The sequence below is a fragment of the Duganella sp. Root336D2 genome (genome assembly GCF_001425005.1).
Lineage (GTDB): Bacteria > Pseudomonadota > Gammaproteobacteria > Burkholderiales > Burkholderiaceae_D > Rugamonas.
In genome coordinates, this window is the sequence record NZ_LMDB01000003.1 from 189303 (window position 1) to 209677 (window position 20375).

Here is a 20375-nt window from a genome sequence, read left to right on the forward strand (position 1 = left end):
CCAACCGAAATATCACTTGTCGTTTACGTAAGGCAGCACCCGGGTGGCCAGGCGGGTATCAGTGCGCAGCACGCTTACCTCGTCGGCCAGGATGTGCACTGCCTCGTTCAGCAGTACGTCCTTGGCATTCTTGGCTGCCTTTTCGGCATCCAGTTCCGCAGACAGGGAGCGTTCGTCCGCCTGCAGGCCATCGTCGGTGCGGATCGCGCCACGAACCTGGTTGGCCTGGCGCTGGGCGGCGCGCGGGTTGGCAGGTTTGGCGGCAATCGCCTTGTTCAGCGCATCTTTCGGGTCCGGCACCAGGATAGGATCATCCGGCGATGGGCCTGCAGCCAGGCGCTGCTCGCGCAGCTTGGCGCGCGCCTCTTGCTGGTCGCGCTCCTTGCGGCGCACCGTTTCATTCAGCGACACCACGTTGTCCGCGCGCTGCTTTTTGACATAGTTGATGTCGTCCAGCAGGTACTGGTAGTCCTTGTCCTTGGCAACGCGTGCCTCATGCTTTTTGTCCAGCATCGGCACGATTTCCTTCAACTCGCCGGCCGGAATGTACACCGCAGGCTTGATCTGGGTGTATGGCAGCGCGTTGTCGTAGCTCGATTCGCCGAAGTTTTCGGCATCGCTGGTGGAGGCAAGCTTGATGTCTGGTGTCACGCCGCGCAACTGGGTAGTACCGCCGTTGATGCGGAAGAACTGGGCAACCGTCATCTTCAGTTCGCCGAAGCGCGACTTGTCGCTCTGGCCGAAGCGGTCCAGGTTGACCAGGGTTTGCACGGTGCCCTTGCCGAAACTGGGCTCACCGATCACCAGGCCGCGGCCGTAATCCTGGATTGCCGCCGCGAAGATCTCGGAAGCCGATGCCGAACCGCGGTTGATCAGTACACCCACCGGGCCATCCCACGACAGGCCAGGCACATTGTCCGCTTCCACTTCCACGCGGCCTTCGGCATTACGCTGCTGCACCACAGGACCGCGATCGATGAACAGGCCGGTCAGCTCGACTGCCTCGGTCAGCGAACCGCCGCCGTTGTTGCGCAGGTCGATCAGGACGTTGTCGACCTTCTCTTTCTTCAGTTCGCCCAGCAGGCGGGATACGTCGCGCGTGGCGCTCTTGTAATCCTTGTCGCCCTTGCGGCGCGCGTCCCAATCCTGGTAGAAGGTCGGCAGCGAGATCACGCCGATGCGGCGTTTCACAGCGCCGTCCTTGACTTCCAGGATCGAGCGCTTGGCCGACTGCTCTTCCATGCTGATTTTCTTGCGTACCAGCGACAGCACGAACGGCTTGCCGTCCGGGCCCGCATCGGCGCCCAGTACCTGCAGCTTGACGGTGGAATCTTTCGGGCCGCGGATCAATTGCACCACGTCGTCGATACGCCAGCCCAGCACGTCGGTGTACTTGTCGGAATCGCCCTGTGCCACGCCGACAATGCGGTCGCCCGCTTTCAGCTTGTTGGACAGGCCGGCCGGGCTGCCAGGCACCACTTCGCGAATCACGGTGTATTCGTCGCGGTTCTGCAGCACGGCGCCGATGCCTTCCAGCGACAGGCGCATGGCGATGTCGAAGTTCTCGGAAGCGCGCGGGCCAAGGTAGTTGGTGTGCGGCTCGATCGACATGGCGTAGGCGTTCATGAAGATCTGGAACACGTCCTCGCTATTCAGCTTGCGCGAACGGGTAACGTAGTTTTCGTAGCGCTTGTCCAGCGTTTCGCGGATCGACTTGTCGTCCTTGCCCGCCAGTTTCAGGCGCAACCAGTCATTTTTCACGCGCTTGCGCCACAAGTCTTTCACTTCGGCTTCGGTCTTCGGCCAGTCGGCCTTTTCGCGGTCGAACTGGTAGCTCTCATCCTGCGTAAAGTCGAACCTGGTTTTCAACAGCTCGCGGGCATAGGCCATGCGGTCGGAAAAGCGCTGCTGGTACAGGTTGTAAATGGCGAATGGCGTTTGCAGGTTTTCGCTGGTGATCGCGTCATCCAGGCGGGATTTTTCCTTGTTGAAGGAATCGATATCAGCCTGGGTAAAGAACAGCTTTTCGCCGTCGAGCGATTTGAAGTAGCGGTCGAAGATCTTTTCCGACATCGCGTCGTCCAGCGGCATAGCCTTGTAATGGTAGCGCGACAGCACGCGGGAGGCCCACAAGGCGGCCTGGGTCTGCTGTGCTGCAGGCTTGACGGTTACGTCTGTCGCCTTGTCTGCCTGGGCTGCGCTTGCATAAGCGGTGATCAGTGCCAGGGACATGGTGGCCAACAGGGTGTGCTTCTTCATCGGCTTGCTCCGAACGTAGGTGTTTCTAAAAGAATAGTGCTAATCCCATTCTACAGGATAGGACACTCTCGAGGAGAGAGCGATAGTGGGCAGTGTGCTGCCCTTCACTTAAGCCAGTCTGAAGGCTGAGCTTCCTGGCAAGCTTTACGCTAAGTCATTGAATTTACTAAGAAACATTTTGTAACAAGCGAAATTTCCACTCGGCAACGAGATATCATATCGGCCCTTCCCCGAAAATAAACAAGCATCCATGTCCAATCCAACGCCCCCTGCGCGCAGCTGGAGCGTCGGCACCAAGATTGCCGCCTTCACCTTCGTCCTTGTCAGCGCACTGTTAGCGCTACTTATTACCTTCATCAGCTGGAGCAGCACCGCCATGCTGGAGCAGCGCGCGCGCGAGCATGTCGCCGCCGACCTGAATGGCGTGTCAAATATGCTGGACGTATTCAATGCTGCCATGGTGAACGATGCCGGCAGCTATGCCCGCCAGTTTGCGGCCTACGTGCCAGGCCCGTTCGAGCTCGATGGCGGCCAATTGACGGCCAACGGCAAGGCCGTCAACAACGACTTCAGCATCCCCGACAATTTCACCACGCAGACCGGCGCCATTGCGACCATCTTCGCCGCCGATGGCACTGATTTCGTCCGGGTCACCACTTCGGTCAAAAAGGAAAACGGTGAGCGCGCAGTAGGCACCAGGCTTGATCACGGCAATCCAAGCTACGCCCTGCTGCGCGAAGGGCGCTCCTACACCGGCCTGGCGCAGCTGTTCGGCAAGCCGTACATCACCCAGTACGACCCGGTCAAGGATGCCTCGGGCAAGGTCGTTGGCGTGCTGTTCATCGGTCTGGATATCAGCAAGAACATCGCAGCGTTGAAGGATAAGATCAAGGGTATCCGCATTGGCGAGACAGGCTATGTCTATGTATTGAGCGCCGCCGCCGGCAAGGACTACGGCACGCTGCTGGTGCATCCGTCCAAGGAGGGCGCATCGATGCTGGATACCAAGGACAGCGATGGCAAGGCCTTCATCCAGGACATGCTGGAGCAAAAGACGGGCGAAATCCGCTATATGTGGGCCGATGCCGAAAGCAAGGCCGCCCCTAAGGAAAAGCTGCTGGTCTACCGCTACTTCGGCGACTGGAAATGGATCGTCGCGGGCGGCACCTACGTCAGCGAGATCACCAGGGATGCCGTCACTGCCCGCAACCGTTACGCAGTATGCGGCATCGTCGCCCTGCTCGCCTTTGCCGCCAGCCTGTTGCTGCTGGTGCGCACCATTGTGAGCCGTCCGCTGGTGCAGGTGCAGGATGCCGCCGGCCGTATCGCCAGCGGCGACCTGACTGTGCGCCTGGACGTTACCACCGGCGATGAGATCGGCAAGGTGCTGGCTGCGATGAACGGCATCAGCGAGCGCCTGGCCAACGTGGTAGGCGGCGTGCGCGAAGGCGCCGACCAGATCGCCACCGCATCCTCGGAAATCGCGGCCGGCAACCAGGACCTGTCGGCTCGTACCGAGCAGCAGGCCTCCAGCCTCGAAGAAACTGCCGCCTCGATGGAAGAATTGACGTCCACCGTGCGCCAGAACGCCGACAACGCCCGCCAGGCCAATGCGCTGGCGCGTGAAGCGTCGGATGTGGCCTCGCGCGGCGGTGCGCAGGTAGCGCAGGTGGTCGAGAAAATGGGCGCCATCAACGAAGCTTCGCGCAAGATTGAAGACATTATTTCGGTGATCGACAGCATCGCCTTCCAGACCAATATCCTGGCGCTGAATGCCGCAGTTGAAGCAGCGCGTGCCGGCGAACAGGGTCGCGGTTTCGCAGTCGTGGCATCCGAGGTGCGCAACCTGGCCCAGCGCAGTGCCGCTGCGGCGCAAGAGATCAAAGGCCTGATCGCCAATTCCACCGGCGAAGTCGAAGCCGGCGCCAAGCTGGTCGAACTGGCCGGTGCAACGATGGACGAAGTGGTCAACAGCGTGCGCCGCGTGACCGACATCATGGGTGAAATCAGCGCCGCCAGCGAGGAACAGCGCGCCGGCATCGACCAGGTCAACCAGGCCATCGGCCAGATGGACCAGGTGACGCAGCAGAATGCCGCCCTGGTCGAGGAAGCCGCCGCTGCGGCAGCGGCCATGCAGGATCAGGCCGAAGCGCTGGCGCGCGAAGTGGGCGCCTTCAAGCTGCCGGTCAAGGCCACGAATGCAGCCAGGGGTACTTCGCCCAAGCGTACCAGCCTGCGCCTGCGATAAATGCCAAGGGCCATGATCGCATGGCCAATTTCCAGTCCGTCGCGGAAGGCCAGCAAGCCAGGAACTGCGGCGCGACCAGGAAGGCCAGTCCGGCGTCCAACGGCGTAAAGTGCCAGGCGCCGCGCGCACGCAGCGTGGCAACCCACCACGGGATCAGCAGCAGCAGGATTGGCGCCAGTGCGGTGGGCGCGGAGTTGTACCAGCGCGCGTTGGCGAGTTGCACCTCCCCCAGGCGATAGCCCCGGCCCGCGCGGCGCGGAATGATGGAAAGTGACGTGGGCCGCGCGAACGTCGCCAGCCCGGCCAGGAAATGCGCCAGTTCATGGCACAGCGTTCCAGGAAGCCGCAGCAGCGTGAATACCACGTAGCGCCGCGACAGCACCCAGCTTGCCAGCGCCAGGCAGAGCGACGGCGTCAGGTAAAACAGTTTATCCAATTAACCCGTATAGAAGCAGCGGCCGCATGCCTGGCGGTAGGCCTCATTGCCGCCGATGCTGATTTGCTCGCCTTCACGGATACGCTCACCCTTCTCGTCGACCCGGATATTCATCGTGGCTTTTTTGCCGCAGGGGCAGATGTTCTTGATTTCCTCGATATCGTCGGCCAGTGCGAGCAGGTAGGCCGAACCCGGGAATGGCTCGCCGCGGAAGTCGCTGCGCAAGCCATAGCAGATCACCGGCACGCCTTTGGCCTGCGCCAGCTGGTGCAGCTGCTTGACCTGTTCCGGCAACAGGAATTGCGCCTCGTCGACCAGCACGCAAGCCACTTTCTGCATGTCCTGCAGGAAGTTCGTCCCGGACGAGAACAGCTCGACTTCGCGCTGCGGCCCGAGGCGGGAAGTCACCTTCCCCACGCCGTAGCGGTCGTCGATGGCCGCGGTGAACAGGCGCACGATCAGGCCCTGCTCTTCGTAGTTGTGGGCGACCTGCAGCATGGAGGTCGATTTGCCTGCGTTCATCGCAGAATAGCGGAAGTAGAGTTTTGCCACGGTGGAAATTAATTTAAAAGTCGCTGCGGGATTATACGCGAGCCGCTATCCACCAAAAAAGGTATAAGCTAGCGCAAAGATATTCCTTCTTGGTTCAATCGGATCGCCACACAATGCGCGTTTTTCGCAAGGAGAGAAAATGCAGAATACCCGTCCTGCAGCTTTGTTCAGCCTGATCGGCAATACACCGCTTGCCGAAGTCACACGTCTTGACACCGGCCCATGCCGGCTGTTCCTCAAGCTCGAATCCCAGAACCCCGGCGGTTCCATCAAGGACCGCATCGGCCTGTCCATCATCGAAGCGGCCGAACGCGATGGCATGCTCAAGCCAGGCGGCACGATCGTGGAAGCCACGGCCGGCAATACCGGCCTGGGTCTGGCCCTGGTCGGCGCCATCAAAAGCTACAAGGTGCTGCTGGTGGTGCCGGACAAGATGGCCACCGAAAAGATCCTGCACCTGAAAGCGCTGGGTGCCGACGTGCGCATCACCCGCTCCGACGTGGGCAAGGGCCATCCCGAGTACTACCAGGACTACGCGGCCCGCCTGGCCAGCGAGACTCCCGGCGCCTTCTTCGCCGATCAGTTCAACAACCAGGCCAATCCGCTGGCCCACGAAACCACCACCGGCCCGGAAATCTGGGAGCAGATGGCGCGCGAAATCGACGCCATTGTGGTCGGCGTCGGCTCTTCCGGCACCCTGACCGGTCTTTCCCGCTACTTCCGCAAGGTCGCGCCGCACGTCAAGTTCATCCTGGCCGACCCCAAAGGTTCGATCCTGAAGGAATACGTGGATACCGGCAAAGTGTCCGACACCAGCGGCTCCTGGGCGGTGGAAGGCATCGGCGAAGACTTCATTCCCGCCATTGCGAACATGGATGCGATCTCGCAGGCCTACACCATCACCGACCAGGAAAGCTTCGACGGCGCGCGCGCCCTGCTGCGTGCCGAGGGCATCCTGGCCGGCTCCTCGACCGGTACCCTGCTGGCCGCGGCCCTGAAATACTGCCGCGAACAGACCAAGCCGCAGCGCGTGGTGACCTTTGTCTGCGACACCGGCACCCGCTACCTGTCCAAGGTCTACAACGATAGCTGGATGTTCGACCAGGGCCTGCTGCAGCGCCAGAAGCTGGGCGACCTGCGCGACCTGATCGGCCGCCGGTTCGAAAACGGCGACGTGGTCAGCGTGGCGCCGAGCGACACCCTGCTGATCGCCTTCAATCGCATGCGTTCGGCCGACCTGGCGCAGCTGCCGGTGATCGAGAACGGCAAACTGGCAGGCATCATCGACGAGTCGGACATCCTGCTCAAGGTCGAGAATGACGCCGCCCAGTTCAAGAGCGAAGTCGGCGCAACCATGACCAGCCGCGTCGAGACCCTGGCGCCGTCTGCCGGCACGCCTGCCCTCCGTGATACCCTGGACCGTGGCTTGACCGCCGTGATCGCCGAAGGCGGCAAGTTCTATGGACTGATCACCCGCTACGACTTACTCAACCACCTGCGCAGGACCTTATCTTGAGCGAAAAGAAAACCAAAGCCCACCTGGCCACGCGCGTCATCCACGCGGGCCAGCACCCCGATCCATCGACCGGCGCCATCATGCCGCCGATCTATGCCACTTCCACCTTCGTCCAGCAAAGCCCTGGCGTGCATAAGGGCCTCGATTACGGCCGCTCGCACAACCCGACGCGCTGGGCGCTGGAGCGCTGCGTGGCCGACCTGGAAGGCGGCGCGCAGGCGTTCGCCTTCGCGTCCGGCCTGGCGGCCATCTCGACCGTGCTGGAACTGCTGGACGCGGGTTCGCACATCGTGGCCGGCGACGACATGTACGGCGGCACCTTCCGCCTGTTCGAGCGCGTGCGCCGCCGCAGCGCGGGGCATGAATTCACCTACGCCGATCTGACCAACCCGGAGAACCTGCTGGCAGCCCTGCGCCCGGAAACCAGGATGGTGTGGGTCGAAACCCCGACCAACCCGATGCTGAAGCTGGCCGACCTGGCAGCAATCGCCCGCATCTGCCGCGAGCGCGGCATCCTGGCCGTGGCCGACAACACCTTCGCCAGCCCGATCGTGCAGCGCCCGCTGGAACTGGGCTTCGACATCGTGGTGCACTCGGCAACCAAGTACCTGAACGGGCATTCGGACATCATCGGCGGCATCGCTGTCGTTGGCGCAGAAGAACGCCAGTCGGCCTGGCGCGAGCAACTGGCCTTCCTGCAGAATTCCGTCGGCGCCATTGCGGGTCCGTTCGACGCCTTTCTCGCCCTGCGCGGCGTCAAGACGCTGGCGATCCGCATGGAGCGCCACTGCAAGAGCGCCCTGGAGCTGGCACGCTGGCTGGAACGCGAACCCAAGGTCAAGAGGGTGTTCTATCCGGGCCTGGAATCGCATCCCCAGCACACGCTGGCCAAGGCGCAGATGGATGGTTTCGGCGGCATCATCTCGATTGATCTCGACACCGACCTGGCGGGCGCGCGGCGCTTCCTCGAACGCTGCGAAGTGTTCGCGCTGGCGGAGAGCCTGGGCGGCGTGGAATCGCTGATCGAGCATCCGGCGCTGATGACCCACGCATCGATTCCGGCGGTGCAGCGAGCAACGCTGGGCATCGGCGATGGCCTGATCCGGCTCTCGGTCGGCATCGAAGACATCGAGGACTTGCGCCAAGACCTGCGTAACGCTCTTGACGCCATCTGACCGTCACTGCAGCAACTGCAAGCGCCCGATGCGGGTGCTTGATTTGTCCGGCCATTACCAGCGGCGGGTGGAGATCGACACCTGCCCGCACTGCTGCCTGGTGTGGTTCGACGGCACGGAGTCGCTGCGGCTGGCCGGCGCCGGCATCAGCGAATTCGTGCGCGAAATCCATGGGGCGATGCAGGCGGATGGCGATCACGCGCATGCGGTGTCGCTGGCAAGGGTGCAGTCCTGCCCCGTTTGCGGCTCCGCACTGAAGCCGGTCTCCAACATGACGCGCTTCGGGCGCACCAGCCACCTGGATTGCCCGCTTGGGCATGGCTATTACCAGACCTACATCCTGTACCTGGCCGAAAAGGGCTTCGTGCGCCCTTTGGCCTGGGCCGACATCCGCTCCCTGGCCGACGCCGGCAAGGAGCTGTTCTGCGCCGATTGCGGCTTCCCTTTGCCGGCCCGGCCGGCCGACGCCTGCCCTGCTTGTCATTCGGCGGTGGGCGTGATCGATCCGGCGCGCCTGGCGATCGCAACCCACGCGGCCGACGGTGTGACTGCCGTCAGGAACGTCGCAACGGACGTCCAGCAACACAAATGCCACGCTTGCGGTGGCGGCATCGACCTGGTGCACGATGTCCAGTGCCCGCACTGCCATGCCCCTGTGCTACGCCATGACGTCCCCGGCATGGCCGATGCCGCGGCAGCTACGCCGCGCCTCGTACCGACCGCCGATGAGCGCCATCAGGCGGCTGCGGCCCGTGCCCCGCTTTCGGCGGCGCAGCTAGCGCTGGTCCATTTCAGCGGAAAGCGTGCAGCGCACCCAGGAATCAACCGGGCTTTCCGGATTGCGGTCGGCTTCCTGGTGGTTGCAATTGCGTTCTGGATCATCGCCGGGAACCTGCAACCGCAACAGCCCAAAGGAATCATGGAACTAGCCGCGGCGATTTCATACAGCCCGCGTTTCAGGGAAGAGCGAATGGAATGCGACCTGCATTCCGCGGTACGCAGAGAAGTGAAAGTACGCCAGTTGATCGTGATGCCCGGGGCTCCCGCTCCCGGCCCGGCGATCGCAAGCTACGGCGCCATGCGCCTAGCCTACCAGCGCGCCATCGCCTTGCGCAACGACTGGAAAAACGGCATCGACTTTGGATTGCTGGAACATCAATTCAACAACCCGTTTGCGTCGCCAGGCAGCATGCCGCCCGGCTTCTTTCGCCGCGGCGAAGCCCTGGCTGCAGTCGAACGTGCTGCCTTCTGCCTGCCGGTCCGCGAAATCAGTCCGCCAATACTGGCGGAAGACGGATTTCACCTGATCGAGGTGATTGAAGCACGCTAAGCCCCCGGCAAGGTAAAATCAAGCGCTACGACAACCTGTGCTCCAATAGTTTGAGACCCTCTGAACGCCAATGCAGCAACTGTGGGCACCCGATGCGGGTGCTCGACTTGTCCGGCCACTACCAGCGGCGAATCCAGATCGACACCTGCTCGCATTGCTGCCTGGTGTGGTTCGATGAGACGGAATCGGTGCGCCTGGCTGGCCCGGGCATCGCTGAGTTCGTGCGCGAGATCCATGGCGCAATGCAGGCCGGCGGCGACCATGACCATGCAATCTCGCTGGCGCGCATGCAATCTTGCCCGGTTTGCCAATCGGCGCTCAAGACCGTATCCAATCGCACCCGCTTCGGACGTACCAGGCAGATGGAATGCCCGCAGGGGCACGGGTATTACCAGACCTATATCCTCTACCTTGCCGAAAAAGGCTACGTAAGGCCACTGGCATGGGCCGACATCCGCTCGCTGCTTGGCGCCGGCAAGAAGCTCTTTTGCGCCGACTGCGGCTATCCCCTGCCCGACCGGCCGATTGGAGAATGCCCAGCCTGCAAATCGGCTGTCGAAGTCATCGACCCTACCCGGCTGGCCATGGCGATCGACCGGCATGAAGCGCCCCCGTTACCGGCAGCGACCGCGCTCGACCAGCATAAATGCCACGCTTGCGGAGGCGCCGTCGACCAGTCGCGCGAGATTTATTGCTCGCATTGCCATGCGCCTGTGCTGCGCCACGATACCGCCGATGCCGCCACTGCCGCGGCAAACGCGTCGGAACTGGCGCAGTCCGCCGCACGGGCGCAACGCAAGCGCCAGGAGGCTGCCGCCAGCGCCGCCAATGCACTGGCCTCCCACCGCGCCATGAACACCTACATCGAGGGGCAGCGCGGCCAGTGGCGGAAGAACCTGGAATTCCGCATTGCCGTCGGTATCCTGCTTGCAGCCTTCGTCTTCATCACTTACATGCGGCACCGCTTCTTCTAATCTGCCGGGCGCCGCGCCGGGTCTGAGATATTGAACACGCGGCGCACCAGGCTTTCCAGTGCCACGAACACGCCTTCCACCCCGAAGCCCGCGATAAACGACAGCGCAGAGGTGCTGAGCGCCCAGTGTCCCAGAAGGCCGATCTCGCTGCCTGGCGTCTGCCCGGACGGATTGACGAACAGCGCGATGCAGGCGCCGATCGTGGCGCCCAGGGCCAGCTGCAGCAGGGCCAGCGTGTAATCGCGCGGCGACAGCAGGCTTTCACGCATCTTGGCCCATAAGCCGCGTACCACGGCGGCACCGGCGCCGAGGATGCCGTAGAACAGCGGCAAGACCGCCGTGCCGACGACCAGCGTCACTACGCGGGCCTGCTCCTCCGTGCCGCGTCTCATGTAACGCGCCTTCTCGGCTGGCGTTGCGCTTGCAGGCGCGGCCTCTTCTTCAGGCAATTGGCCAAACAATCCTGCCACCTTGGCGTAACAAGTGCGCCAAGGCACCAGCCAGTTGCGCAGGTTCATGCGCACAACGGCCAACTGCTCCGACAGCGCACGGCGCCGCGTGCAAAGCTGGTACTCCTCTGTGCTGCGAAAATGCGGCGCACCGGTCATGTCGACCTCAGTGCAAAACTGCACAGGCGGTGCTGTCGCATTGGTGGCGTGCTTGATCTCCGCTTCCTCGATGGATTTGAACAAGGTAAGCTGCTGCGCCTGCAACGTGTCCAGGTGCTGCAGCATCGCGCTGCCACCCGTGACGTGCCAGGACATCACGCAGGTCAGCACCAGGCCAAGCAGCAAGAGGACCACGATCCAGAAGATGCGCCGGTTAAAGCGCTCGGCCACCTTGACCAGGCCGGGGAAGGCGTAGCGGGCCAGCGTCAGGCGTGTCGGCTTTTCCCAGTGCGGCGCCAGTTCCGGCCCGGCCTGAGCGGCTTCATGGCGAAACATCATGCTGCGCATCCAGCTGCGCCAGTCGCGCCGGTTATCCTCGCCGACTACCAGCAAGGTGAATGCGATGGTCAGGCCCGTCGCCGGGCGTGCAGCTGCATTCAGCTTGTCCTTGGCGCACAGCACCTTGACTGCCTGCGCCACGCGCTGCTGGTCGCCTTCTGGCGGCGCCAGGCCGATCGCGCACAGTTCATCGATGTGCGGCTCTCCGTCGTCGTGGCTGTGGAAGTTGTAGAGGCTCTTGTCCCAGCGTCCGGAGATGTGGTCAAGCAGCAGGAAGACTTCATTCAGCTCACGCACGAAGATGAAGTCTTCGATTCGTTGGCAGGCGGCGCTGCCATTCTCGTCGGAACTGGAAGACATTGGCGCCTCCCCTTAACAGGTTGTCACTTCATTGTGCGCCTGCTAATGCGGGGAGGACTTTGCGCTACCTCAAACGTAACCTTATTCGCCCGGACGGTACTTGCGTTCCAGGTTCTTTTCGATGTCTTCCTTGTAGAACAGTACGTCCTTGAACTCGCCGCGCGCATACATCTCGGCCTGGTCGTTGAAGTGCGGCGATGTCGGGTCGCCGCTTTCGCCGCCGGCGAGGATGCTCTTGGCCTTTACCTTCGGGCCGAATTCAACGGCCGCAACGAAGCTATTGCCGCGCTCGCCATACATGCGCTTGGTGCGCTGCTGCGACGTCATGCCATACGCGGCAAGCGCGCCGAAATTACCGGATACATAAGGTACCGGTATGCTTGGCTTGTTGTCGTCAAACGGCTGCACGATGTCGCCAGTCAGGCGCTGGAAACGGTTGATCTCGCCCCACGGCGTTTTCCAGCTGCCGAAGTCCGCCGCCAGCTTGTTCGAGGCGCGCACCAGCGCTTCCAGTCGCTGCTTCGGCGTAAGCTGGGTGGCCAGGTAGTCGAGGATCGGCATGCCCTTCTCTTTCGCCGCCGGTCCGTAATGCTTGACCTGGTCCTGCAGCCAATAGATCGCCACCGAGGTCGGCACCGACGCCAGCGAGTAGCGCATATCCCAGTCGCGCAGCAGCGTGACTTGTTCGATCACCGCAGCCTTCGACAGGTCGCTGGCCGGCGCCTCGTCATAGGCGCGCACCAGCAGCGGCAACAGCGGTTCGAACGCCGGCAGCTGGTTGTCGTAAGCGGCGGCGATCAGGCTGTCGATGGTGAAGTCCTTCTTCCCTTGCAGCACGCGCACCGCGTGGATGCCGCGCGCATTCTCAGGGTTGACCGACATGTAGGCCGGATAGTCCGCAGGGCGCGGGCTATACGCGCCAGCCGCGGAGAACGGCCAGTTGTTGGTGTTCTGGATCCAGCCGTTTTTCGGGTTGAACAGCTGGATGGTTTCGCGCACCTGGTGCAGGCCCTTCCAGTCTGTCGCCGGCTCAGCGCCGTTGACCGGCCTGGTGTAGTCGAAACGCGGGTCGCGTACCGGCATGAAATTGCCGTGGAAGTAGGCGATGTTGCCGTCTGCGTCCGCATACACGGTATTGTTCGACGAGTTGGTGCGCAACTCCATCGACTTGTAGAAGGCCCGGTAATTGCGGGCCTTGGTGCGGATGAAGGATTGCGTCAGCGCCTTCAGCGGCTCGTTCATCATCGCCACCGACACCCATTTGCCGTTCTGCTCGCGCACAACCGGGCCGCGATGCGTGAAGTACGCGGTAACGGTCTTTTCCGTCATGCTGCCGTCTGCCGCCCTGTACGGCAGGCGCACGCTTTCGGAGCGGAATGGGCGCAGCTCTTTGCCGTACTGGTAGGAATACTTGCCGTTCTTTTCAACCACCGTTTCCAGGTATTCGTCGATCACGTCGCCACCGCCGGAAGTGTGCATCCAGCCGATCCGCTCATTGAAGCCCTGGTAGACGAAGAATTGGCCCCAGGTCACGGCACCATAGGCATTCAAGCCTTCCTGGCTATTCACGTGGATCTCGGGACGAAAATAGAACGAGGTGTGCGGGTTGATCATCAACAGCGCGTGACCGGACTTGCTCAAAGCCGGTGCGATGGCAAAGCCGTTCGAGCCGCGCGGTTCATTATCCAGGTCGCTGCCGACAGCAGCCAGCGCAGGCGCCGGCTGCTTGCTGTAGAACGCCTTCAACTGCTCGATATTCACCGTCTCGATGTCGCCGCCGATGCTACCTTCGCTGAAACTGAGCGCCATCCATGGTTCGAAGCGCGCCAACAGGCGCGGTTGCACATTCGGGTGGGTGTGCAGGTAGAAGTTCAGGCCATCGGCCCAAGCCACCATCAGCTTCTTCAGCCAATCCGGGCTGGCCTTGTACTGGGCCTTCAACTGCTCGGGCGAGATGAAGAGTTTCATGCGCAGGTCCTGGTACAAGGCCTTCTCGCCCTCCACCTCCGCCAGGCGGCCCATGGCGTTGATGAAATTCAGCTCGATACGCTTGAAATCATCCTCCGACTGCGCATACATCATGCCAAACACCGCGTCGGCGTCGCTCTTGCCGTAAATATGCGGAATGCCCCATTTGTCGCGCAAGATGGTGACGCGCTTGGCAATCGCTTGCAGGCGCAGCACTTCCGCAGGACTCAAAGCTCCTGCCGCCATTGGGGCGGCGGGAGCGGCAAGCGCAGGAATGGCACAGAACGCGACAAGCGCGGCACTCAGCTTCAGCATGCTTTATTGCTCCACCAGTTGGGCAATACGTTCGCGCAGTTCGGCGTTTTCAGCGCGCAGCGCCGAATTCTTTTCCTTCAGTTGCGAGATCTCGAGGCGCAGCACCTCCAACTCGGTCAGCGGAGCCGGACGTTCTGCGGCCTCGTAATGCCCCTCGCCGGCGTCTTCCTTCGCTGCCTTTGCCGGGCGGTTGGCGGCGCGCTGTTCGCGGATCTCGCGGGCCGCCTGCTGCAGGAACTTGCGGCCGCCGGCGACAGCCGATTTCTGGTCTTCTTCCGGCAGCGAGGCCACGGTGGCGGCGGCATTGATCGAGATCGTACCGGAACGCACCGCATCCACCAGTTCGGGCGTGGCGCTGCGCGTGATCTTCTCGATCTGGCCCAGGGTATTGGCGCTCAGGCGGGCGGCGCGGGCAATATCTTCGCGCTTGGCTTTCGCCTTCGGCGGCGGCGCCGCTTCTTCGGCTTCCGGGTCGGGCGGCGCAATGGCGTCATCTTCCGCCTTGGCCTGCGCTTTCACGATCAGTTCGCGCTTGGCGATGATTTCCTGCTGGCGCAGGGCCAGCACGCCACGCTGGAAGTCCGACACGCTGCGGCGGCCCAGGTGGTTGTCGATCATCCACAGCATCACGTCTTCAATATCCTTGAAGCTCGTGTTCTGGGTGACTTTAAAGGGAATGCCGTGCTGCTGGCAGATCGAATAGCGGTTATGGCCATCGACCAGGATGTCGTTCCACAGCACCAGCGCATCGCGGCAACCTTCGGCCAGCAGGCTGCGTTCCAGCGCGGTGCGCTCGGCCTCGGTCAACGGTTCGATATAGTCCCGCAGGACGTCGTTAATCTTGATTTGCATGTGGTCTTTCAAGGGAATTCTGCGACCAGCATGCTACAACATTCCGCGGCGATTACAAGAATTGCCAAATTTACCACCACTGGATGTTAACCAAAGGACATGTCATAATAGCGGGCTTCAAGCATGCCCCGGTGGTGAAATTGGTAGACACACCGGACTTAAAATCCGTTGGCCGCAAGGCCGTGCCGGTTCGATTCCGGCCCGGGGCACTCTCAAGTCAGGTTTCCGCTGCTGCAATACGCAAAGGAATACGCGCCAGCTTCCCTGCTCCGAAATCCCGTCCGAACGGCAAATCCCGCCGCTGTGCATATCCGATATAGCAATCGCATTTCAGGCGGCTGCATGGCCGCTCGCGCAGCATCGATTCCAGCGAATCCTGGTACAAATTCCCCAGCCGCCCGGGAATGAAATGACAGCGCGTCACCTCCCCGGCCCCATCCACGGCAATCGCTTCTTCGCCGGCGGCGCATGGCCTGCCGCGGGAAGGCGCCGGGCGGCGGTTATGGATGAACCAGGGATCGATCGCATCCAGCCAAGCCAGTTCCTCTGACGTGTAATAACCCGGGCCACGCCGGTCATAGGCATTCAGCCAGAGATACTGGCTTTGCGGCAGTGCCGCCCGCAGTTCTTTGATGGCGCTGAAATGCTCACGCATTGCCACCACGCCAACAGAAAAATTGATTCCCATCTTCGCCAGCCGCGCACAACGCTCCAGGAAGCGCACCTGCGAGGTTTGCCCCGGATGCCAGGTGCACCATAAGGCGACTTTATCCGGTTCGACCTGCTCCAGCCACGACAAGGGCGCAGCCAGGTTGGTCTGGACCGAAACCTGCTGCACATGCGGCATCGCCGCCAGCGCCTGCACTGCCGCGCGGTAATGACGCCGCACCAGGGCTTCGCCCCACGGCGTGAACAGGATGCGCAGGGGGCGCTTCTGCTCCCCCGCCCAAACCACGAAGCGCGCGACTTCGGCGGCATCCTTTTCCAGCCTGGCGCGGCTATCCTTGCGCTTGGCGAAGGGACAATAGCCGCAGTCATAATTGCAGCTCTCAAGCGTTCCCCGGTACAGCAGCGAGAGCGGCGTTTCGCCAGAGGTGCTCAGCACGATGCCCCGCCGCTGGACATCAGGTCCTGCACCCGCCCGGATGCCAGCCATGGTCCAACCGTATCGGCATAGGCATATCCAAGGTCGTTGAGGCGAAGGATGGAGCCGTGTTGCTCCGCCAGGCCAAGGGCCGCCAATTCCTGCAAGTCCGGCAAATCCTCAAGGCATGAGCTGCCAAAGCGCGCCGCATAGGCCAGCAAATCGAGGCCAGGGTCCGTCAACAGGGACTGGATCACGTAGCGGCGCCGCTGTTCGTCCAGGCCAAGCTGGAAGCCATGGCGGGCTTGCAGGAAGTCTTCATCGCCGTACGCGAGATAACCCTGGATGATATCCATGGTGCCGGCGCGTCCCACCGCGTAATCGGTTGAATAATGCAGTGCGCGCGTATAGGAACGGGCGCCGGTACCAAAACCTACCATGCCATCGTTCTGGCAGCAGTAGGAAGGTCCTTCCTGGCCCGGCGCATGGGGCGCACGGAACATGCGCATCGACACCTGCACATAGCCCCGTGCGCGAAGATGGTCGCGCGCTGCGATATACAGCTGCAGCCGGCTGTCGCCATCCGGCGCAAGCGCGATCGTGTTGAAGCTTCCTGCCGCCCGCCGTTGCGCCAGCTTGCCCAAGCCGGTGTGCTGGCGCACATAAAGCGGGTACAGGTACAGTTCTTCCGGCGTGAATTCCAGCGCGCTGTCGATCGATGCCAGCAAGCTGGCGATCGTTTGCCCGGCGATACCGTAGATTAAGTCGAGGTTAAGGGTCGGGAATCCTGCAGCGCGGATGCGCCCAATGGCGCTGCGCACCGCGTCATTTTGCTGCGGCCTTGCCAATGCGCGCATCTCCGGGGCCGAGAAGCTCTGGATGCCGAGGCTCACGCGGTCGATCCCCATGGCGCGGCATACCGCCAGTTTGCCTGCGGTCGCCGTTTCCGGCGAAGCCTCGATGCCGGAGGGTGTGTCCTGCAATGAAATGCCGAGGACATCCTCGGCGGCGCGCAGCAAGGTTTCAAGCTGGCGCGGCTGCAGGAAGGTTGGCGTGCCGCCGCCCAGCGCGAAACGGGCAAACCGTCGTTCGCCCAGTACGTCATTCAGCACCCGCATCTGGCGCACTACCTGGGATACGTAGCGCTCCACCAGCTCGTCGCCGGGATTGGCCATCGCGAACAGGTTGCAGAAACCGCAGCGCATCTCGCAAAACGGGACATGGATATAGCCGAACAAGGCAGAACGGTCTTCTCCCGCCCACAATGGTTGCAGCGGCATTGGCTGTTCCAGGGTCCGGTATGCGGACTTGTGCGGGTAGGAGTAGGAGTAAGCCTGGTACGGCGTCTGCCGCATGCGTTGCGCCAGCGTGCTGGCGGGGGCGGGGTGGTTCAAGATCGCGTCGCTCCGGGCGGGTTAAGGAAAAAATGCGCGTAAGGGACGTTCCACACGGTTTCATGCGCCAGGCGGTGTCCCTGGAATCCTGCTTCTCCATAGGCGCTGCCGTGGTCGGAACAGATGATGACGAACGTCGGTGCACGCGCCGCGCAAGCGGCCAGCAGCGGTTCCAGTTCGCGGTCGACGTAGCGCAGTGCAGCTGCGTGACTCTCCAGGTTGTCGGCTTTGCAGCCGCGCAGGTAGACGCGGTTTGGCTTGTGGATCGCAGCCACGTTCAGGAACAGCATCACGCGCTGTCCAACCGCAGCCTGCAGGCGTTGCAGCGCCAGCGCCGCCTGCTTGGCGGTGGATCTTGGGGCGTCGACACCCATCGATTGCGACCAATGGCTTTCAGCGAACATCGACGGCAGCACACATCCCAGCGCGGTCTGCTTGTTGAAAAAGCCGACGCCGCCAATGCAGACGGTATGGTAGCCCGCTGCCACCAGCCCGGCCAGGATGCTCTCCTGCTCGAACACGCGGGTATGCGCGCAAGTCGTCTCGCTGCCGCGGAAGGCGGTAGCAAACAGGCGGGGATGCGGGCCTGGACTGTCCGGGGTCGGCAGGAAGCCGGCAAAGAAAGCGTGGTGCGCGGCATAGGTGAAGCTGGCCGGCGAATGCCGGCGCTCCCAGCCGCCGGGTGGAAGATGGCGCCCCAGAACGGGCAACTCTCCTGCCTCGTACAGTTGCTGCGCAACGTCGTAGCGCAGGGTATCGAGCGTAATGAACAGGATATCGTGGCTGCCGACCACCTGGTTCATGTCGGGAATGCTGTGTACCGGCTGCGTCATTGCAGGAAGCTTTTCCATTGGGCGGTATAGGTATCCTGTTCCTGCCAGAGCAAGCCGGGAAGAAGGTCGCCGAATGCGTTCGCTTCCAGCACATGGGCCTCGCCCCGCTGCGCGACTACGTCCAGCCCGATGACGTGACTTGCGGGGAAAGCCTGCGCGGCCTGCCGCGCTACTTTCTCCAGTGCTTCCTGCGACGCGGGATCGAGCAGGCTGTCGGCAGCGCCACGGCGATTGTCCAGGTGCAGGTTGGTCATCATGCACTTGCCGATGCGCGCGACACGGTGCGCCGGCTGTCCGCCCAGCGTGAGTACGCGGATATCGTAGTGCCCATTACCGGCACGCGGCTTGGGCAGCCATCCTTCGGCATACGCCTGCTGGCTGGCCAAAAGGTCGACCAAAGTCCGAATGTCGGCAGCAAGGTGGTAGCGGCTCATTCGCTTCGAGTTATAGAGCCGGATGGCGCCTGTTCCATGCACCAGTTGCGCCGACGTGGTGGCCTGTTCGCCGCCGCGCCTGTTGCGCCGGTACGCAACCACGCCCGACGCGCTGGAGCCGTAGCGGGTCTTGATGAAGACCCGGTCCAGGCCATGCTGGTCGAGCAATGAATGGAAGTGATCATATCCTTCCACCATGCCCAGCACCGCTGGAACAGCCACCTTGTGCTTTGCGAGATGGTGCTGGCAGGCCAGTTTGTCCGTCATCAAAATTGTTTCACGCGGGGCGTTCATGACACGCACATGCGGCATGTTTGCCACCTGCTGCTCCAGGCGCAGCAAGGCCCGCTCCAGGCCTTTGAACCACGCTCCGGACACTGCAAGTTCGCCGTGTTCCAGGGAACCTGGGTTGGCGATGCCTTCAGCAAGGCATCCATCTGCCAGCAACCGCGCCTGGACGGCCGGATCGTCGCCGGGAGGTTCCACCTTGAATACACAGGAATGCGCCAGCATGCCGCCCAACTTCCCTGGCGCTGCGAGCCAGTCGCGCCATTCCAGCACTTCGGCCGGCGGCAGGCCAGCCTGGCTGCGGGCCAGCTGCGTCAGCCGGACGCGCTTACCACTGGCGACGCCCAATAAGACCAGGCGGCCTGGCAATGCCTTATTCTCCAACAGCGACGTAACGATCGCCGTCGTCTTCTTCCTGCGCGTCATCCAGTACCACTTCCAGCGGCAGCGCCTTCAATTTCTCCTGCATGCCTGCAGAAATATAGTGGTGGGACAGGTCAAGGCGGCGCAGCATACGCACATGGGGGCTGCCCAGCAAGGCGCTGGCGCCATCATCGCCCAAGGTGCCCAGCGACAGGTCCAGCGTATGCAGCCGGCCAATCACTTCTTCGCTTGCCAGCCATTCGGCCAGCTCGTCGGAGATGTCGGAGTCGCGCAGGCCCAGGTAGCGCAGCGATGGGCCGGCCAGCGCGCCTAGCAGGCGGCGGTACAGGTCGACATCGCCATCGAAGCCGTAATCATCGGAGCCCAGCCACAGTTCCAGATGCTCCAGCGCCGGCAGCGAAGACGCGATCAGGGATTCCACCACTTCGGACGGCAGGCCGCCAGATTCGATGGTCAGCTTGCGCAGCGCGGCATGGGTTACCGGCTCCAGCGACAAGTCCTGCGCGCCGCGGATGCGCAGTTCTTCCAGCTTTGGAAATGCCTTCAGTAGCGGCGTGTAGTCGCCCTGCACGATCCACGAAATTTCGCACTCTTCAAACGTCATGTCGCCGATGAACAAGGCGCGCAGGGCCGGCAGTTCCGGCGCACGGGCCACCAGTGCCGCGATGATGTCGTCGGCGCCTTCTTCATACGGCTCGCCCCACATACCGATCACCAGAGCGTCAAGCCTGGACTTGTCGGCGCTTTGCAGGAACTGATCCATCAGGCCGGACATCTTGCGCTCGTCGTCGTAGTCGAGCGCCAAGCGGTAGACTTTGTCGCCAGAGAGGTCGACCGGCAACGCCGGGTCGAAAGCGGTGACGGTTTTGTTGAAGAAGGTTTCAGTGCTTTCGGAGATGGTCACAGTGCGCTTCCTGGAAAAGACCCCGGCGCCTTTCGCCTGGGAAATATTGAAATATTAGCATGCGCCATGCTTAACGCCCGCTTAAATTAGGTGATTCCCTAAGTTGACGCTGGGTAGCTCAT

16 protein-coding genes and 1 tRNA gene are annotated in these 20375 nt (G+C 62.5%); 6 read left to right on the forward strand and 11 right to left on the reverse strand.

The genetic code is table 11. From position 1 onward, the window contains the following. Positions 1–12: 12 nt before the first annotated feature. Positions 13–2259 (reverse strand): carboxy terminal-processing peptidase, encoded by a 2247-nt coding sequence (locus tag ASD07_RS05865; protein WP_055926660.1) that lies wholly within the window; start codon positions 2257–2259, stop codon positions 13–15. 250 nt (positions 2260–2509) lie between these two features. On the opposite strand from ASD07_RS05865, the gene ASD07_RS05870 reads away from it, so the two are divergent. Further along, a complete protein-coding gene (locus ASD07_RS05870) occupies positions 2510–4507 on the forward strand; it encodes a methyl-accepting chemotaxis protein (protein ID WP_055926662.1) in 1998 nt (665 codons plus the stop codon). Here ASD07_RS05870 and ASD07_RS05875 read toward each other — a convergent pair. Together ASD07_RS05875 and ASD07_RS05880 are read right to left on the reverse strand one after the other, a co-directional pair. Continuing rightward, on the reverse strand, positions 4446–4943 hold the full coding sequence (locus ASD07_RS05875) for a hypothetical protein (RefSeq protein ID WP_055926664.1): 498 nt from the start codon (positions 4941–4943) through the stop codon (positions 4446–4448). The genes ASD07_RS05870 and ASD07_RS05875 overlap by 62 nt on opposite strands. Further along, entirely contained in the window at positions 4944–5495 is a 552-nt protein-coding gene (locus ASD07_RS05880; protein ID WP_055926667.1) for a thymidine kinase, read from the reverse strand. It lies immediately after the preceding gene. Between the two features lie 139 nt (positions 5496–5634). Here ASD07_RS05880 and ASD07_RS05885 point away from each other — a divergent pair, with 139 nt between their 5' ends. The 4 genes from ASD07_RS05885 to ASD07_RS05900 all read left to right on the forward strand — a co-directional run bounded on the left by ASD07_RS05885 (position 5635) and on the right by ASD07_RS05900 (position 10490). Then, positions 5635–7011 (forward strand): pyridoxal-phosphate dependent enzyme, encoded by a 1377-nt coding sequence (locus ASD07_RS05885; protein ID WP_055926668.1) that lies wholly within the window; start codon positions 5635–5637, stop codon positions 7009–7011. Then, complete coding sequence (locus ASD07_RS05890) at positions 7008–8186, forward strand: PLP-dependent aspartate aminotransferase family protein (protein ID WP_055926670.1); 1179 nt, start codon at positions 7008–7010, stop codon at positions 8184–8186. Before ASD07_RS05885 ends, ASD07_RS05890 begins: the two co-directional genes overlap by 4 nt. A 28-nt stretch (positions 8187–8214) precedes the next feature. Beyond that, complete coding sequence (locus ASD07_RS05895) at positions 8215–9516, forward strand: hypothetical protein (RefSeq protein WP_055926672.1); 1302 nt, start codon at positions 8215–8217, stop codon at positions 9514–9516. Between the two features lie 92 nt (positions 9517–9608). Further along, positions 9609–10490 (forward strand): hypothetical protein, encoded by an 882-nt coding sequence (locus ASD07_RS05900; RefSeq protein ID WP_055926674.1) that lies wholly within the window; start codon positions 9609–9611, stop codon positions 10488–10490. On the opposite strand, the gene ASD07_RS05905 is transcribed toward ASD07_RS05900, so the two are convergent. The 3 genes from ASD07_RS05905 to ASD07_RS05915 form a co-directional block, all read right to left on the reverse strand. Next, a complete protein-coding gene (locus ASD07_RS05905; protein ID WP_055926677.1) occupies positions 10487–11797 on the reverse strand; it encodes a hypothetical protein in 1311 nt (436 codons plus the stop codon). The two genes, ASD07_RS05900 and ASD07_RS05905, sit on opposite strands and share 4 nt — an antisense overlap. An 81-nt stretch (positions 11798–11878) precedes the next feature. Next, a complete protein-coding gene (locus ASD07_RS05910) occupies positions 11879–14080 on the reverse strand; it encodes an acylase (protein WP_055926679.1) in 2202 nt (733 codons plus the stop codon). 3 nt (positions 14081–14083) lie between these two features. After that, entirely contained in the window at positions 14084–14932 is an 849-nt protein-coding gene (locus ASD07_RS05915) for a hypothetical protein (RefSeq protein WP_055926681.1), read from the reverse strand. A gap of 125 nt (positions 14933–15057) precedes the next feature. Between ASD07_RS05915 and ASD07_RS05920 the strand changes: the two genes are divergently transcribed. After that, positions 15058–15141: transfer RNA gene (locus ASD07_RS05920), tRNA-Leu, on the forward strand. 8 nt (positions 15142–15149) lie between these two features. Here the strand turns inward: ASD07_RS05920 and ASD07_RS05925 are convergent. From ASD07_RS05925 to ASD07_RS05945, 5 genes are read right to left on the reverse strand one after another with little or no spacing between them, the layout of a single operon-like run. Next, positions 15150–16037: an STM4011 family radical SAM protein gene (locus ASD07_RS05925; RefSeq protein ID WP_229207065.1), complete on the reverse strand. Its 888-nt coding sequence runs from the start codon at positions 16035–16037 to the stop codon at positions 15150–15152. Further along, on the reverse strand, positions 16031–17410 hold the full coding sequence (locus ASD07_RS05930) for an STM4012 family radical SAM protein (protein ID WP_229207066.1): 1380 nt from the start codon (positions 17408–17410) through the stop codon (positions 16031–16033). Before ASD07_RS05930 ends, ASD07_RS05925 begins: the two co-directional genes overlap by 7 nt. Continuing rightward, positions 17407–18261: an STM4013/SEN3800 family hydrolase gene (locus tag ASD07_RS05935; RefSeq protein ID WP_229207067.1), complete on the reverse strand. Its 855-nt coding sequence runs from the start codon at positions 18259–18261 to the stop codon at positions 17407–17409. Before ASD07_RS05935 ends, ASD07_RS05930 begins: the two co-directional genes overlap by 4 nt. Continuing rightward, complete coding sequence (locus tag ASD07_RS05940; protein ID WP_156397888.1) at positions 18240–19391, reverse strand: STM4014 family protein; 1152 nt, start codon at positions 19389–19391, stop codon at positions 18240–18242. Before ASD07_RS05940 ends, ASD07_RS05935 begins: the two co-directional genes overlap by 22 nt. Beyond that, complete coding sequence (locus ASD07_RS05945) at positions 19339–20253, reverse strand: STM4015 family protein (RefSeq protein WP_055926690.1); 915 nt, start codon at positions 20251–20253, stop codon at positions 19339–19341. Before ASD07_RS05945 ends, ASD07_RS05940 begins: the two co-directional genes overlap by 53 nt. Positions 20254–20375: the final 122 nt, after the last annotated feature.

Coding starts and splice junctions, on each gene's coding strand:
- ASD07_RS05865 (WP_055926660.1), bottom strand. CDS start 2,259: ATGAAGAAGCACACCCTGTTGGCCACCATGTCCCTGGCACTGATCACC.
- ASD07_RS05870 (WP_055926662.1), top strand. CDS start 2,510: ATGTCCAATCCAACGCCCCCTGCGCGCAGCTGGAGCGTCGGCACCAAG.
- ASD07_RS05885 (WP_055926668.1), top strand. CDS start 5,635: ATGCAGAATACCCGTCCTGCAGCTTTGTTCAGCCTGATCGGCAATACA.
- ASD07_RS05895 (WP_055926672.1), top strand. CDS start 8,215: ATGCGGGTGCTTGATTTGTCCGGCCATTACCAGCGGCGGGTGGAGATC.
- ASD07_RS05900 (WP_055926674.1), top strand. CDS start 9,609: ATGCGGGTGCTCGACTTGTCCGGCCACTACCAGCGGCGAATCCAGATC.
- ASD07_RS05905 (WP_055926677.1), bottom strand. CDS start 11,797: ATGTCTTCCAGTTCCGACGAGAATGGCAGCGCCGCCTGCCAACGAATC.
- ASD07_RS05910 (WP_055926679.1), bottom strand. CDS start 14,080: ATGCTGAAGCTGAGTGCCGCGCTTGTCGCGTTCTGTGCCATTCCTGCG.
- ASD07_RS05915 (WP_055926681.1), bottom strand. CDS start 14,932: ATGCAAATCAAGATTAACGACGTCCTGCGGGACTATATCGAACCGTTG.
- ASD07_RS05935 (WP_229207067.1), bottom strand. CDS start 18,261: ATGGAAAAGCTTCCTGCAATGACGCAGCCGGTACACAGCATTCCCGAC.
- ASD07_RS05940 (WP_156397888.1), bottom strand. CDS start 19,391: ATGACGCGCAGGAAGAAGACGACGGCGATCGTTACGTCGCTGTTGGAG.